We start from the raw sequence: 14,284 nt of genomic DNA on the forward strand, positions 1-14,284 counted from the left end.
GGCCAATGCCAGCCCGCGCATGCGAAAAACCCCGCCGGCACTGGGCCGACGGGGTCTTCGTTGGTCAGGTCTTCCGGGCCGGTAGGCCGCGACTAGCTCTGCAGATAGTCGCCGGCGTCGGCGTCGGTGCCGTGGCCGCTGGCGACGACGTCACCGAGCGGGTCGTGGCCCGAGGCCGAAGCATCGCGGGTCGACTGGGCGAGCTCGGCGGCGCGAAGCTCTTCCGCGCTGTTCGGCGCGACCAGCGCGTCGGCGAGCTTGCGCTGCGCCGCACGAAGCGAGGCATCGCGGCTCGACGCGGCGACCCGGAGGCGGTTCATGCCCGCGCCGGTACCGGCGGGGATGAGGCGACCGACGATGACGTTCTCCTTGAGACCGTTCAGCGTATCGATCTTGCCCTGGACCGAGGCCTCGGTGAGCACTCGGGTGGTCTCCTGGAAGGAGGCCGCCGAGATGAACGACCGGGTCTGGAGCGACGCCTTGGTGATCCCGAGGAGGATCGGCTTGCCCGAGGCCGGACGCTCACCCTTGCCGAGCTTCGAGTTGATCTCGTCCATCTCCTCGCGATCGACCTGCTCACCCTTGAGGAGGGTGGTGTCGCCGTCGTCAGTGATCTCGACCTTCTGCAGCATCTGGCGAACGATCACCTCGATGTGCTTGTCGTTGATCTTCACGCCCTGCAGTCGATAGACCTCCTGGATCTCGGTGACGAGATATTCGGCCAGCGCGACGACGCCGAGCGCCTCGAGGATGTCGTGCGGATCGGGTGAACCGCCGACGAGATTGTCTCCGCGCTTCACATAGTCGCCCTCCTGCACGTCGATGACGCGGCTCTTGGGGACCAGCTCCTCGTGCGGCTCGCTGCCGTCGTCCGGAACGATCGCGATCTTCCGCTTCGCCTTATAGTCCTTGAGGAACTGCACGCGGCCCGAGACGCGGGCGATGATCGCCTTGTCCTTGGGCGTGCGGGCCTCGAAGAGCTCGGCGACGCGCGGCAGACCGCCGGTGATGTCGCGGGTCTTGGCGGCTTCGCGCGGCATGCGGGCGAGCACTTCGCCGGCTTCCACGGTGGCACCGTCCTCGACCGCGACGATCGCGCCGGCCGCGAGGCGATAAACGCCGGCTTCCTGCGAGTTGTCGCCAAGGAGGGTCAGGCGCGGACGCAGATCCTCCTTCTTCGACTTGGCCATGTCCTCAGTGACGACGCGCTGGCTGATGCCGGTCGCTTCGTCGGTCTGCTCGGTCATGGTGCGGTTCTCGATCAGGTCCTGGAACTTGATCGAGCCGGCCTTCTCGGTGATCACCGGGCTGAAGCTCGGATCCCACTCGGCGATGCGGTCGCCCTTCGAGACGATGTGGCCGTTCTCGCACAGCAGGTGCGCGCCGTAAGGCACGCGGTGCGTCGAGAGCTCGCGCCCGTCCATGTCGAGGATGGCGAGCTCGCCCGAGCGCGACAGCGAGATGTGCCGGCCGCGCGGGTCGGTGATCGTCGGCATGTCGCGGAACTCGATGGTGCCGTCGACCGGCGCCTCAAGGTTCGACTGCTCGTTGAGCTGCGCCGCACCACCGATGTGGAAGGTACGCATGGTCAGCTGCGTGCCCGGCTCGCCGATCGACTGGGCGGCGATGACGCCGACCGCTTCGCCGATGTTGACCGGCGTACCGCGGGCGAGGTCACGCCCGTAGCACTTGCCGCAGACACCCTGGCGGCTGGCGCAGACCAGCGGCGAGCGGATCTTGATGCCCTGGAGGCTGGCCGCCTCGAGCTTCGCGACCATCGCCTCGTCGAGCAGCACGCCTTCCTCGATCAGCGTCTCGCCGGTCTTGGGATCGACGACGTCCTCGGCCGTGGTGCGGCCCAGAACGCGGTCGGCAAGGCTGGCGATGACCGAACCGCCCTGGACGATGGCGCGCATCTCCAGTGCCTGGTCGGTGCCGCAATCCTCCTCGATGATCACGGCGTCCTGCGACACGTCGACCAGACGACGGGTCAGGTAACCCGAGTTCGCCGTCTTGAGCGCGGTGTCGGCGAGACCCTTGCGGGCGCCGTGGGTCGAGTTGAAGTATTCAAGGACGGTCAGGCCTTCCTTGAAGTTCGAGATGATCGGCGTTTCGATGATCTCGCCCGACGGCTTGGCCATGAGGCCGCGCATGCCGGCGAGCTGCTTGATCTGCGCCTGGCTACCACGGGCACCCGAGTGAGCCATCATGTAGATGGAATTCACCGGACGCTCGCGGCCGTCCTCGCCCTTCGGCGTGGCGGAGATTTCCTTCATCATCTCCTGCGCGACGCGGTCACCGCAACGCGACCAGGCGTCGATCACCTTGTTGTACTTTTCCTGCTGGGTGATCAGGCCGTCCTGATACTGCTGCTCATAGTCCTTCACGAGGGCGCGGGTTTCCTCGACGAGAGGATCCTTCGCCTGCGGAATGACCATGTCGTCCTTGCCGAAGCTGATGCCGGCCTTGAACGCGTGGCGGAAGCCGAGACCCATGATCGCGTCGGCGAAGAGGACCGTGTCCTTCTGGCCGGTGTGACGATAGACCTCGTCGATCACGTCGCCGATGTCCTTCTTGGTGAGAAGGCGGTTGACGGTCTCGAACGGCACCTTGTGGCTCTTCGGGAGCGTTTCGCCGAGCAGCATGCGGCCCGGGGTCGTCTCGAAGCGCTTCATGTAGGTCTTGCCGGCCTCGTCCGTCTGCGGGACGCGGCTGGTGATCTTGGTGTGCAGGGTCACGACGCCGGCGGCGAGGGCCTGGTGGACCTCGGTCATGTCGGCGAGCAGCGAACCCTGGCCCGGCTCTCCGTCCTTCTCCATCGAGAGATAGTAGAGACCCAGCACCATGTCCTGCGACGGGACGATGATCGGCTTGCCGTTGGCGGGCGAGAGGATGTTGTTGGTGCTCATCATGAGCACGCGGGCCTCAAGCTGCGCTTCGAGCGAGAGCGGCACGTGGACCGCCATCTGGTCGCCGTCGAAGTCGGCGTTGAAGGCGGCGCAGACCAGCGGGTGGAGCTGGATCGCCTTGCCCTCGATCAGGACCGGCTCGAACGCCTGGATGCCGAGGCGGTGGAGCGTCGGGGCGCGGTTGAGGAGGACCGGGTGCTCGCGAATGACTTCGTCGAGGATGTCCCAGACTTCCTTGCGCTCCTTCTCGACCCACTTCTTGGCCTGCTTGAGGGTCATCGAGAGACCCTTGGCGTCGAGGCGCGAGTAGATGAACGGCTTGAACAGCTCGAGCGCCATCTTCTTCGGCAGGCCGCACTGGTGGAGCTTGAGCTCCGGACCGGTGACGATGACCGAACGGCCCGAATAGTCGACGCGCTTGCCGAGGAGGTTCTGGCGGAAGCGGCCCTGCTTGCCCTTGAGCATGTCGCTCAGCGACTTGAGCGGACGCTTGTTGGCACCGGTGATGGTGCGGCCGCGGCGGCCGTTGTCGAACAGCGCGTCGACGGCTTCCTGGAGCATGCGCTTTTCGTTGCGGACGATGATGTCCGGCGCGCGCAGCTCGATCAGGCGCTTGAGACGGTTGTTACGGTTGATGACGCGGCGATAGAGATCGTTGAGATCCGACGTCGCGAAGCGGCCGCCGTCGAGCGGCACCAGCGGGCGAAGCTCGGGCGGGATGACCGGAACGACGTCGAGGATCATCCACTCGGGACGGTTGCCCGATTCGAGGAAGGATTCGACGACCTTCAGGCGCTTGATGATCTTCTTCGGCTTGAGCTCGCTCTTGGTGACCGCGAGCTCCTCGAGGAGCTGCTTCTTCTCACCCTCGAGATCGAGGTCCATCAGCATGATCTTGACGGCTTCGGCGCCGATGCCGGCCGAGAAGGCGTCCTCGCCATGCTCGTCCTGCGCCTCGAGAAGCTCGTCCTCGGTCAGCAGCTGATACTTTTCGAGCGGGGTCAGGCCCGGCTCGATGACCACGTAGGATTCGAAGTAGAGGATCCGCTCGAGCTGCTTGAGCTGCATGTCGAGCAGCAGGCCGATGCGCGAGGGCAGCGACTTGAGGAACCAGATGTGCGCGACCGGCGCGGCCAGCTCGATGTGGCCCATACGCTCGCGGCGGACCTTCGAGACGGTGACTTCGACACCGCACTTCTCGCAGACGATGCCCTTGTACTTCATGCGCTTGTACTTGCCGCACAGGCACTCGTAGTCCTTGATCGGACCGAAGATGCGCGCGCAGAACAGGCCGTCACGCTCGGGCTTGAACGTGCGATAGTTGATCGTCTCGGGCTTCTTGATCTCGCCGAACGACCACGAACGAATCTTGTCCGGGGAGGCGATGCCGATCTTGATCTGGTCGAAGGTCTCCGGCTTGGCCACCGGGTTCGCGAAGTTGGTCAGCTCGTTCATACTTTACTCCTGAGCCCCTGAGGGCTTCGAGGTCATGTCTTGTGGCGGAAGGAGGAGGGCCGAAGCCCTCACTCCGCCGCGAGCGCCGGCGGCTCGTCGAGGTTGTCGACGCTGTCGAGTTCGACGTTGAGGCCGAGCGAGCGCATTTCCTTGACCAGCACGTTGAAGCTCTCCGGAATGCCGGCCTCGAAGGTGTCGTCGCCCTTGACGATCGCTTCGTAGACCTTGGTCCGGCCGATGACGTCATCGGACTTCACGGTCAGCATTTCCTGCAGCGTGTAGGCGGCGCCGTAAGCCTGGAGGGCCCAGACTTCCATCTCACCGAAGCGCTGGCCGCCGAACTGCGCCTTACCGCCCAGCGGCTGCTGGGTGACGAGGCTGTACGGCCCGATCGAACGCGCGTGGATCTTGTCGTCCACGAGGTGGTGAAGCTTGAGCATGTAGATGATGCCCATGGTCACCTTGCGGTCGAACGGCTCGCCGGTGCGGCCGTCGTACAGGGTCGACTGGCCCGAGGTGTCGAGACCCGCCTTGGTCAGCGCCTCCGACACGTCCGGCTCGCGCGCCCCGTCGAACACCGGGGTGCCCATCGGCAGACCACCGACGAGGTTGCGGGCGAGATCGAGGACACCCTCGTCCGACCGCGCGTCGATGTCGCCGTCATACTGCGGACCGTAGAGGCTCTTGAGCTTCTCGCGGATCGCGGCGGCGTCCTTGCCGGCATAGTCCGAGCCACGGTTGTGCATGTCCTCGAGCATGTCGGCGACCTGCTTGCCGAGGCCGCGGGCGGCCCAGCCAAGGTGGGTCTCGAAGATCTGCCCGACGTTCATGCGGCTCGGCACGCCCAACGGGTTGAGCACGATGTCGGCATGCGTCCCGTCCTCGAGGAACGGCATGTCCTCGATCGGCAGGATGCGGCTGATGACGCCCTTGTTGCCGTGCCGGCCGGCCATCTTGTCGCCCGGCTGCAGCTTGCGCTTCACCGCGACGAACACCTTGACCATCTTCAGGACACCCGGGGCCAGCTCGTCGCCGGCCTCGACCTTGCCGATGCGGTCCTCGAGCTTGCGACGGATGGCCGCTTCGGCTTCGTCATACTGGCCCTTGAGCGCCTCGATGTCGGCCTGGCGGCTGTCGTCCTTGACGGCGATCTTCCACCAGTCGTGCTTGTCGGTACCCTCGAGCATCTCGACGTCGAGGGTCGCACCCTTCTTGATCGTCTTGGGCGCGGCGGTCGCGACCTGGCCGACCAGCATTTCCTGCAGACGCGCGAAGGTCGCACGGTTGAGGATCCGGCGCTCGGACTCGGCGTCGCCCTTGAGGCGATCCTTTTCCTCGGCCTGGATGGCGCGGGTTCGATCGTCGATGTCAATGCCGTGACGATTGAAGACGCGAACGTCGACGATCGTGCCGGCAACGCCCGGCGGCAGACGCAGCGAGGTGTCGCGGACGTCCGAGGCCTTTTCACCGAAGATGGCGCGGAGGAGCTTCTCTTCCGGCGTCATCGGGCTCTCGCCCTTCGGCGTGATCTTGCCGACCAGGATATCGCCCGGCTCGACCTCGGCGCCGATGTAGACGATGCCCGCCTCGTCGAGGTTGCGGAGCGCTTCCTCGCCGACGTTGGGGATATCGCGGGTGATGTCCTCCGGCCCGAGCTTGGTGTCGCGGGCCATGACCTCGAACTCCTCGATGTGGATCGAGGTGAAGACGTCGTCCTTCACGATCCGCTCGGAGATCAGGATCGAGTCCTCATAGTTGTAGCCGTTCCACGGCATGAACGCGACGAGGACGTTGCGGCCGAGCGCGAGCTCGCCGAACTGGGTCGAGGGACCGTCGGCGATGATCTCGCCGGCCTCGACCACGTCGCCGACCTTCACCAGCGGGCGCTGGTTGATGCAGGTCGACTGGTTCGAGCGCTGGAACTTCATCAGGCTGTAGATGTCGACGCCGCTCTCGCCCGGGCGAAGCTCGGAGGTGACGCGGATGACGACACGGGTCGCGTCGACCTGGTCGACGATGCCGGCGCGGCGGGCCGCGATGGCAGCGCCGGAGTCGCGGGCGACGGTCTCTTCCATGCCGGTGCCGACCAGCGGCGCGTCGGCCTGCAAGAGCGGAACGGCCTGGCGCTGCATGTTCGAGCCCATGAGCGCGCGGTTGGCGTCATCGTTCTCGAGGAACGGGATGAGCGAGGCGGCGACCGAGACGAGCTGCTTGGGGCTGACGTCCATCAACGTGATCTGGTCGCGCGGAGCGATCAGGAAGTCGCCGTTGCGCCGCGACGAGATGATCTCCTCGACGAAGGTGCCGTCCTCGGCGATTTCGGCATTGGCCTGCGCGATCGTGTGCTTGGCCTCTTCCATCGCCGACAGGTAGACGACCTCGTCGGTCACCTTGTGGTCGACGACCTTGCGGTACGGCGTCTCGATGAAGCCGTACTTGTTGACGCGGCTGAACGAGGCGAGGCTGTTGATCAGGCCGATGTTCGGGCCTTCCGGCGTCTCGATCGGGCAGATGCGGCCATAGTGGGTCGGATGGACGTCGCGGACTTCAAAGCCCGCGCGCTCGCGGGTCAGGCCGCCCGGCCCGAGCGCCGAGACGCGACGCTTGTGCGTCACTTCGGAGAGCGGGTTGGTCTGGTCCATGAACTGCGAGAGCTGCGAGCTGCCGAAGAACTCGCGCACCGCGGCCACGGCGGGCTTCGCGTTGATGAGGTCGTTCGGCATGACGGTTGAGACGTCGACCGAGCTCATGCGCTCCTTGACCGCGCGCTCCATGCGCAGGAGGCCGACGCGATACTGGTTCTCGAGCAGCTCGCCGACCGAACGCACGCGACGGTTGGCGAGGTTGTCGATGTCGTCGATCTCGCCCTTGCCGTCCTTGAGGTTCACCAGTTCCTTGACGACCGCCAGGATGTCCTCGCGGCGCAGCGTGGTGACCGTGTCCTCGGCGTCGAGGCCGAGGCGCATGTTGAGCTTGACGCGGCCGACGGCCGAGAGGTCGTAGCGCTCAGGATCGAAGAACAGGCCGTAGAACAGCGCGTCCGCGGTCTCGCGCGTCGGCGGCTCGCCAGGGCGCATGACGCGGTAGATGTCGGAAAGCGCATGGTCGCCGTCCTCGGCCTTGTCGGCCTTGAGGGTGTTGCGGATCCAAGGGCCCGTGTTGACGTAGTCGATGTCGAGCAGCTCAAGCCGGTCGACGCCCGCCTTGTCGAGCGCTTCGAGGTTCTCCGGGCTGATCTCGTCACCAGCCTCGACGTAGATCTCGCCGGTGCCCTCGTTGATGAGGTCATAGGCCGAGAAGCGACCGAAGATGGTCTCGGTCGGGATGATGAGGTTGGCGAGGCCCTCCTTGCCGGCCTGGTTGGCGCGGCGCGGGGTGATCTTCTCGCCGGCCTTGAACGCCACTTCGCCGGTGTCGGCGTTGACGATGTCGAACATCGGCTTCTGGCCGCGCCAGTTTTCGGCGACGTAGGGGATCTGCCAGCCGTTGGGACCGCGGACATAGGTCACGCGGTTGTAGAATTCGTTGAGGATCTCTTCGCTGGTCAGGCCGAGCGCGTGGAGCAGCGCGGTGACCGGCAGCTTGCGCTTGCGGTCGATGCGGACGTTGACGATGTCCTTGGCGTCGAACTCGAAGTCGAGCCACGAGCCGCGATACGGAATGACGCGCGCGGCGAACAGGAACTTGCCCGACGCGTGGGTCTTGCCGCGGTCATGGTCGAACAGGACGCCCGGCGAGCGGTGCATCTGGCTGACGATGACGCGCTCGGTGCCGTTGACGATGAAGGTGCCGTTGCCCGTCATGAGCGGCATGTCGCCCATGTAGACGTCCTGCTCCTTGATATCGATTACCGACTTGGCCTCGGTGTCGGGATCGATCTCGAAGGAGGTGAGGCGCAGCGTCACGCGCATCGGCGCGGCATAGGTCAGCCCGCGCTGGCGGCACTCGTCAGTGTCGAACTTGGGGTCCTCAAGGACGTAATGGTCGAAGTCGAGGTGCGCGGTGCCGGCGAAGTCCTGGATCGGGAACACCGAACGCAGGGTCTTCTCGAGGCCCGACACATAGCCGGTCGAGGGATCGGAACGCAGGAACTGCTCGTAGCTTTCGCGCTGAACCTCGATGAGGTTCGGCATCTCGCTGATCTCGTGGATGTTGCCGAAGATCTTGCGGATGCGGCGCGCCTTGCCGTTGCGGCCGGCGGCGGTGTTGTGCGGAATTTCGATCGACTTGGTGGCCATGGTCGTCCCTGCGCTTGGGCGCGAGCACAGCAAACCTGCGCTCCCGCTTTGCCCCCGGCGAGGCGCCGGGGTGGTAAGTAGTGGAGCGCTGCTCCCGCTGGTCTCTCCACTTCGTTCGGCCCGCGCGCTATTCGGACCCTGTCCCGGAGAGGGCAGGAAAGGCCCCAGGCGCATGGGAACCCATGCGGCGGAGCCGGTATGTTTGTCGGATGAGGTCTGCATATAGCTTCGCGGCCCGTTTTCGCAAGGGGGCAAAGCAACCAAAGCGGCCCTCGCGCATTGCTGCCGACCCCCTTGGCGGGTCGTGGGTCTCCCAGCCGTTAACCATCTCGTGACGGGCCTGCGCTAGACCCGCCGCACGCCGCCGACGAGCGGCACGGGGAGGATGAATGGCGAGCGTGACCCAAGACGGCTGGTGGCAGCGGGCCCGCGGCGCCCTCATGGCCGGGGACACCCCGGAGAATCGCTTCGCGCCCGACCGCCTCGACGCGTATTCCCGCGAATTGCAGTCGGCACTGCCGCTGTTCTTCGCCTTCCTCATCGCCTTCGCGCTGAACCTCTTCATGGACGGCGACACCGGCTGGCACCTCGGTGCCGGGCACTGGGTCGTCGAACATCGGGCCGTCCCGACCGTCGATCCCTTCAGCCACACCATGCCTGGCAAGGCGTGGATGGCGCACGAGTGGCTGGCCGAAGTGCTGATGGTTGGGGCCGAGTGGCTGCGCGGCTGGGCGGCGATCACCGTCCTCTATGCCGCCTCGGCGGCCTTCACCTTCTGGTTGCTGGCGCGCGAGGCCTTCCGCCACCTGCCGGCTCGCTATGCCGTGACCGCCGTCGCGCTCGCCGCCGGCATCCTCTTTCCTTTCACGCTGGCCCGCCCGCACATGCTGGCCTGGTCGCTGCTCGCGCTGTGGACCGTGATCCTGCTTCGCGCCCGCGAGGAGCGCCGCGCCCCGCCGCTGGCGGCGGCCCTGCTGATGGCGATCTGGGCCAATCTTCATGCGAGCTACATCGTCGCCTTCGGCCTGGCCGGGTTGTTCGCGCTCGAATCCCTGATCGAGAATCCGCGCGACACGCGCCTGCTCGGGCGCTGGGCGGCGTTCGGGCTGCTCGCGCTCGGGATCGCGGTCTTCGCGACGCCCTTCGGCCCCGAGCACTTCCTCTACCCCTTCGAAGTCAGCAACATGAAGGCGCTCGCGGTCATCTCCGAATGGCGCCGCTCGGTGCTGACCCGCGACATCGGCTTCACCGCCTTGCTGGTCGTCATGGTGGGCGTGGTCGCGCTGCGCTGGCGGACCGTGCCGCCGCTGCGCTTCCTGCTGCTCGCGGGGCTTGCCGCGATGGCGCTCCTTCATGCGCGTCATCAGATGCTCTTCGCGATCGTCGGGCTGCTGGTCCTGATGCCGATGGTCGATCCCGCGACGTCGCCGCGCCGCCCGCTGCCGCGCACCGCCTGGTTCCTGCCGTTGCTCTTGCTGGTATTCGCCGCGCGGCTGGCGATCCCCTATCAGTTCAAAGAGCATAGCAGCTATCCGCTGACGCTCCTCGCCAAGGTGCCTGCCGAGCTCCGCGCCCAGCCGGTCTATAACGAATATAGCCAGGGCGGTCCGCTCGTCATGATCGGGGTCCGGCCCTACATCGACGGCCGCGCCGACATGTACGGCGACGACTTCACCTTCCGCGCCAAGGCGATCACCGCCGGCGATATTAGCAAATTCCGCGAGGACGTGACGCGGTTCGGAATCCGCTGGGCGGTGCTCGAGAATACGAACGGGCTGACGAAGAAGCTGCTGAAGGAGCCCGGTTGGCGATTGTTCGCCCGCGACAGGCACGCGAGCATCTTCGTCCGGACGCGCTGACCGGCGCCCACACGGAAAAGGGCGACCCCTTGCGGAGCCGCCCTTCCCGATCACCGGCGCTTCAAGACACCGGCGAAACTGGTTCAGAAGCTTACTTGAGCTCGACGGTGCCGCCGGCTTCCTCGATCTGCTTCTTGATCTTCTCGGCCTCGTCCTTGTTGACGCCTTCCTTGAGGGGCTTCGGAGCACCCTCGACCAGCGCCTTGGCTTCGCCGAGGCCCAGGCCGGTGATGGCGCGGACTTCCTTGATGACGTTGATCTTCTTGCCACCGTCGCCGGTGAGGATCACGTCGAACTCGGTCTTCTCTTCAGCGGCCGGGCCGGCAGCGGCGGCGGCAGCCGGAGCGGCGACGGCAGCGGCGGCCGAAACGCCCCACTTCTCTTCGAGGGCCTTGGCCAGCTCGGCGGCCTCGAGGACGGTGAGCGCCGACAGCTGGTCGACGATGTTGTTGATGTCAGCCATTTCTTACTCCTGTGCGGGACTCTTCGGCCCCTGAATTGTCGTGCGAAAACGATAAGAAAAACGAAGAACCTATGCCGCGTCCTGCGCCGCATATGCACCGAACACCCGCGCCAGCATCGCGCCCGGCTCGGCGACGGTCCGGGCGATCTTGCTCGCCGGGGCCTGCACCAGACCGATGAGGGTCGCACGCAGCTGATCGAGGCTCGGAAGCTCGGCCAGCGCCGTGACCCCTGCGAGGTCGAGGACGGTGTCGCCCATCGCTCCGCCCAGGACCTCGAACTTGTCGGTGGTCTTGGCGAAGTCGATCGCAACCTTGGCGGCAGCGACCGGATCGATGGACGTGGCAAGGGCCGTCGGGCCCTTGAGCAACTCGCCCAGCGGCTGATAGCGGGTGCCATCGAGCGCGATGAGGGCGAGGCGGTTCTTCGCAACCTTGAACTGGGCTCCGGCGTCGCGCATCCGCAGGCGAAGGTCGGTGGACTGAGCCACCGTCAGACCGAGGTTGCGGGTAATCACCACAACGCTGGTCTCTTCGAAAACCTGCTTCAGTTCGGCAACCAGATCAGCCTTTTCGTTGCGATCCATGCCAACTCCAAACAAATGGCCGTCTGTCCCGATGGGACGAACGACCGGCTTCATGACCCGCTCGGCCGAAACCGGGCGGGAGCTCATGTCCGTGGGGCTGGAGGCACGTGCGCAAAAGGTGGCGCACGACAAGGCGGGCGGGGCCCGCTTGAAACTCTCTTCCCCGTCTCGGCTGGGAATTAAGCGCCCCGAAGGGAGCGCACCAACTGTCTCGGACGGCGTCCCGGCAAGCCGGGAACGAGGCGCCCAATAGCAGAAAAGCCGCGCCGATCAACCGTCTGGCTGCGGCGGACTGCCGGAGCAGGGAAAGGGCCGGTGCGTTTTTCTTGCTGACAGCAGACGAGGAGACCGACGATGGCGAGGTGGGAAGACGAGGGTCCGGCGCAGGGCGCGGCGCATGGCAATCTGTTCGGCAAGGCCGAGCATGAGGCTGCCGAGGCCTTCTACCGGCACCGCGACGGCGGGCATGACGAGGCTTATGCGCGTTATCGGTCGAACCACCTCGCCGAACTCGACCGGGATTATGACGAGTGGCGGCGCGAGCGCGAGGCGCAGTTCCACGGCGATTTCGAGGACTGGCGTTCGCGCCGCCGCCAGCAGGCCAGCAACCAGCCGGGGGACAAAGAGGCGGTGTCGAGCGACCTTGCCGCCGATGAACTCGCTGGCAGCGATGGTGGGGTGACCCCGCCGCGCGCCCGCCGCCAGCGCCGCTAGGGGAACATCGCCAGCAGGTTCGCGAGCATCCGGTCGCCATGCGTGGTGAGGATGCTCTCGGGATGAAATTGCAGCCCGGCCTGCTTCGCCTCCTGGTCGCTGAACGCCATGGCCATGCCGTCGACCTCGGCGTGGACGGTGAATCGTTCGGGCAGGTCGCGGGTGCACAGGCTGTGATAGCGGCCGACGCGGGCAGGGCTCTCGATCCCGGTGAAAGGGCCGGCGCCGTCATGCTCGAGCTGCATCGACTTGCCGTGCACGGGGTCGGGCGCGCGTGTGACGGTGCCGCCCGCTTCCCCGACGATCGCCTGGTGCCCGAGGCAGACGCCGACCAGCGGCACGCGGCCCTTGGCCAGCGCGATCAGCTCGAGGCAACAACCGGCCTGGGTGGGCGAACCCGGGCCGGGCGAGATCATGATCAGCGCGCCCGTCGCCTCGGCTTCGGCGAGCGCGGCCTCGGCCGGGATGCGGTTGCGGCGGACTAGAACCATTGCGCCGAGCCGCTCGAGGCTCTCGACAAGGTTGAAGGTGAAGCTGTCGAGGTTGTCGATCAGGAGGACGGGTCTCACGCGCTGAGCACTCCGAGCAGGGCCGAGGCCTTGGCGCGGGTCTCCGCCGCTTCGGCTTCGGGGATGCTGTCGTGGACCACACCCGCGCCCGAACGGACCGCGGCGATGCCGTCCCTTACCAGCGCCGAGCGGATCACGACCGCCGTGTCCATCCGCCCGTCGCCTGCGATCCAGCCGATCGCGCCGCCATAGGGACCCCGGCGTGTGGCCTCGGCGGCGCGGAGCAACTGCATCGCGCGGATCTTGGGCGCGCCGACCAGCGTCCCGACATTGAGGCAGGCGGCAAGCGCGTCGAAGGCGTCGTAGCCGGGGCGGAGCGTACCGGTGACCGAGGAGACGAGGTGCATGACACGGGCGAAACGCTCGACCGTCAGCAGCCTCGCCACCCGCCGGGTGCCGGGCAGCGAGACCCGCGCGACGTCGTTGCGGGCGAGGTCGACCAGCATCATGTGCTCGGCCAGTTCCTTGCCGTCGAGGCGCATCTCTGCCTCGAGCCGGTCGTCGCTGTCGGGACTTGTCCCGCGCGGGCGGGTGCCGGCGATCGGCTTCACTTCGACGATGCGGCCGGTGGGGCCGCCGGGGGAGAGGCGGACGCTCGTCTCGGGACTGGCGCCGAGCAGGGTCCAGCCGGGCGTCCGGAGGAAGAAGCGGTAGCTTGCCGGCTCGGCCTCGCGAAGCCGGGCATAGGCGCCAATCGGGTCGGGACAGGGGCCGGTAAAGGTGCGGCTCGGCACGATCTGATAGACTTCGCCCGCGGCAATCTCCTGCTTCAGGCGGGTGACGAGCGCGGAAAAGGCTTCGTCGTCGAGGTCGGGCTCGAACGCGTCAATCGTGCGCGACGCCGGTTCGCCCTGGCCACCTACGGCCGCGGAGGTCTCGGAAAAAGCGGCGAGCCCTTCCTCCAGGCGGCGCGCGGCGTCGTGGACGTGGCGCTCGTCGGGGCCGAAGGCGGTGCACAGCAGCCGCGCCGCGCCGCCGGGCGCGATCGTCAGAAGGGTGTCGGGAACGAAGAAGACATATTCGGGAAAGTCGGACGCGGCCGCGCGCGGCATCTCCTCGCCCCAGGCGGCGAGGTCAAAGCCGGCGACTCCGAGCAGCACCGCGCCAAAGGGCTCGCCGCGCGGCGCCGCGCCGGCGTCGAGCAGCGCGCGCAGGGCATGGAGCGGCTGCGGGCCGAGCAGGCGCTCGGCCGCGTCCTCGCTCTCGGGCAAGGAATAGGCGAGGACCAGCCGGTCGATCCGCCGCTCGGCCATCGCCGGGCTGTCCAGCGCGGCGAGCAATGCCTCGCCATTGGGATTGAGCGCAACGAGCTCGACGGTCCCGTCACGTGCCTCGGCGCGGACGCAGGCGCGACCCATCACCAGCCGCTGGCCGTCGGGCGCCTCGAAGATCCCGCTCTCGGCCGCCCCGTCCGCCAGCCGGCGATAGGCGGCAAGCGGATCGAGGCCGGCCGGCAATCGCCGCGCAAGGACGCGCGCTTCGACTTTCATGT

At 66.8% G+C, this 14,284-nt stretch carries 8 protein-coding genes; 2 read left to right on the forward strand and 6 right to left on the reverse strand.

From position 1 onward, the window contains the following. Positions 1 to 92 precede the first annotated feature (92 nt). Together rpoC and rpoB are read right to left on the reverse strand one after the other, a co-directional pair. On the reverse strand, positions 93 to 4,364 hold the full coding sequence (gene rpoC, locus ABD693_RS07265) for a DNA-directed RNA polymerase subunit beta' (protein ID WP_344696355.1): 4,272 nt from the start codon (positions 4,362 to 4,364) through the stop codon (positions 93 to 95). Positions 4,365 to 4,432: 68 nt separating this feature from the next. Beyond that, positions 4,433 to 8,602 (reverse strand): DNA-directed RNA polymerase subunit beta, encoded by a 4,170-nt coding sequence (gene rpoB / locus ABD693_RS07270; RefSeq protein ID WP_344696356.1) that lies wholly within the window; start codon positions 8,600 to 8,602, stop codon positions 4,433 to 4,435. A 389-nt stretch (positions 8,603 to 8,991) separates the two neighbouring features. On the opposite strand from rpoB, the gene ABD693_RS07275 reads away from it, so the two are divergent. Further along, a complete protein-coding gene (locus ABD693_RS07275; protein ID WP_344696357.1) occupies positions 8,992 to 10,461 on the forward strand; it encodes a hypothetical protein in 1,470 nt (489 codons plus the stop codon). 91 nt (positions 10,462 to 10,552) lie between these two features. Here ABD693_RS07275 and rplL read toward each other — a convergent pair whose 3' ends face one another. Both rplL and rplJ read right to left on the reverse strand, forming a co-directional pair. Continuing rightward, positions 10,553 to 10,924 carry a 50S ribosomal protein L7/L12 gene (gene rplL, locus ABD693_RS07280; protein WP_344696358.1) on the reverse strand — a complete coding sequence of 124 codons (372 nt, stop codon included), beginning with the start codon at positions 10,922 to 10,924 and terminating at the stop codon, positions 10,553 to 10,555. A 69-nt stretch (positions 10,925 to 10,993) separates the two neighbouring features. Next, a complete protein-coding gene (rplJ, locus tag ABD693_RS07285) occupies positions 10,994 to 11,509 on the reverse strand; it encodes a 50S ribosomal protein L10 (RefSeq protein WP_344697592.1) in 516 nt (171 codons plus the stop codon). Positions 11,510 to 11,863: 354 nt separating this feature from the next. Here rplJ and ABD693_RS07290 point away from each other — a divergent pair, with 354 nt between their 5' ends. After that, positions 11,864 to 12,223, forward strand: a complete 360-nt coding sequence (locus tag ABD693_RS07290) for a hypothetical protein (protein ID WP_344696359.1) — start codon at positions 11,864 to 11,866, stop codon at positions 12,221 to 12,223. On the opposite strand, the gene ABD693_RS07295 is transcribed toward ABD693_RS07290, so the two are convergent. Next, a complete protein-coding gene (locus tag ABD693_RS07295) occupies positions 12,220 to 12,792 on the reverse strand; it encodes an anthranilate synthase component II (protein WP_344696360.1) in 573 nt (190 codons plus the stop codon). The genes ABD693_RS07290 and ABD693_RS07295 overlap by 4 nt on opposite strands. Further along, a complete protein-coding gene (locus tag ABD693_RS07300; protein WP_344696361.1) occupies positions 12,789 to 14,282 on the reverse strand; it encodes a chorismate-binding protein in 1,494 nt (497 codons plus the stop codon). The genes ABD693_RS07295 and ABD693_RS07300 overlap by 4 nt, the downstream gene beginning before the upstream one ends. Positions 14,283 to 14,284: the final 2 nt, after the last annotated feature.

The organism is Sphingomonas rosea (genome assembly GCF_039538065.1).
GTDB lineage: Bacteria > Pseudomonadota > Alphaproteobacteria > Sphingomonadales > Sphingomonadaceae > Sphingomicrobium > Sphingomicrobium rosea.

Bases quoted from the DNA above. Each gene is read 5' to 3' on its own strand.
- rpoC (WP_344696355.1), bottom strand. From the start codon at position 4,364: ATGAACGAGCTGACCAACTTCGCGAACCCGGTGGCCAAGCCGGAGACC.
- rpoB (WP_344696356.1), bottom strand. From the start codon at position 8,602: ATGGCCACCAAGTCGATCGAAATTCCGCACAACACCGCCGCCGGCCGC.
- ABD693_RS07275 (WP_344696357.1), top strand. From the start codon at position 8,992: ATGGCGAGCGTGACCCAAGACGGCTGGTGGCAGCGGGCCCGCGGCGCC.
- rplL (WP_344696358.1), bottom strand. From the start codon at position 10,924: ATGGCTGACATCAACAACATCGTCGACCAGCTGTCGGCGCTCACCGTC.
- rplJ (WP_344697592.1), bottom strand. From the start codon at position 11,509: ATGGATCGCAACGAAAAGGCTGATCTGGTTGCCGAACTGAAGCAGGTT.
- ABD693_RS07290 (WP_344696359.1), top strand. From the start codon at position 11,864: ATGGCGAGGTGGGAAGACGAGGGTCCGGCGCAGGGCGCGGCGCATGGC.
- ABD693_RS07300 (WP_344696361.1), bottom strand. From the start codon at position 14,282: ATGAAAGTCGAAGCGCGCGTCCTTGCGCGGCGATTGCCGGCCGGCCTC.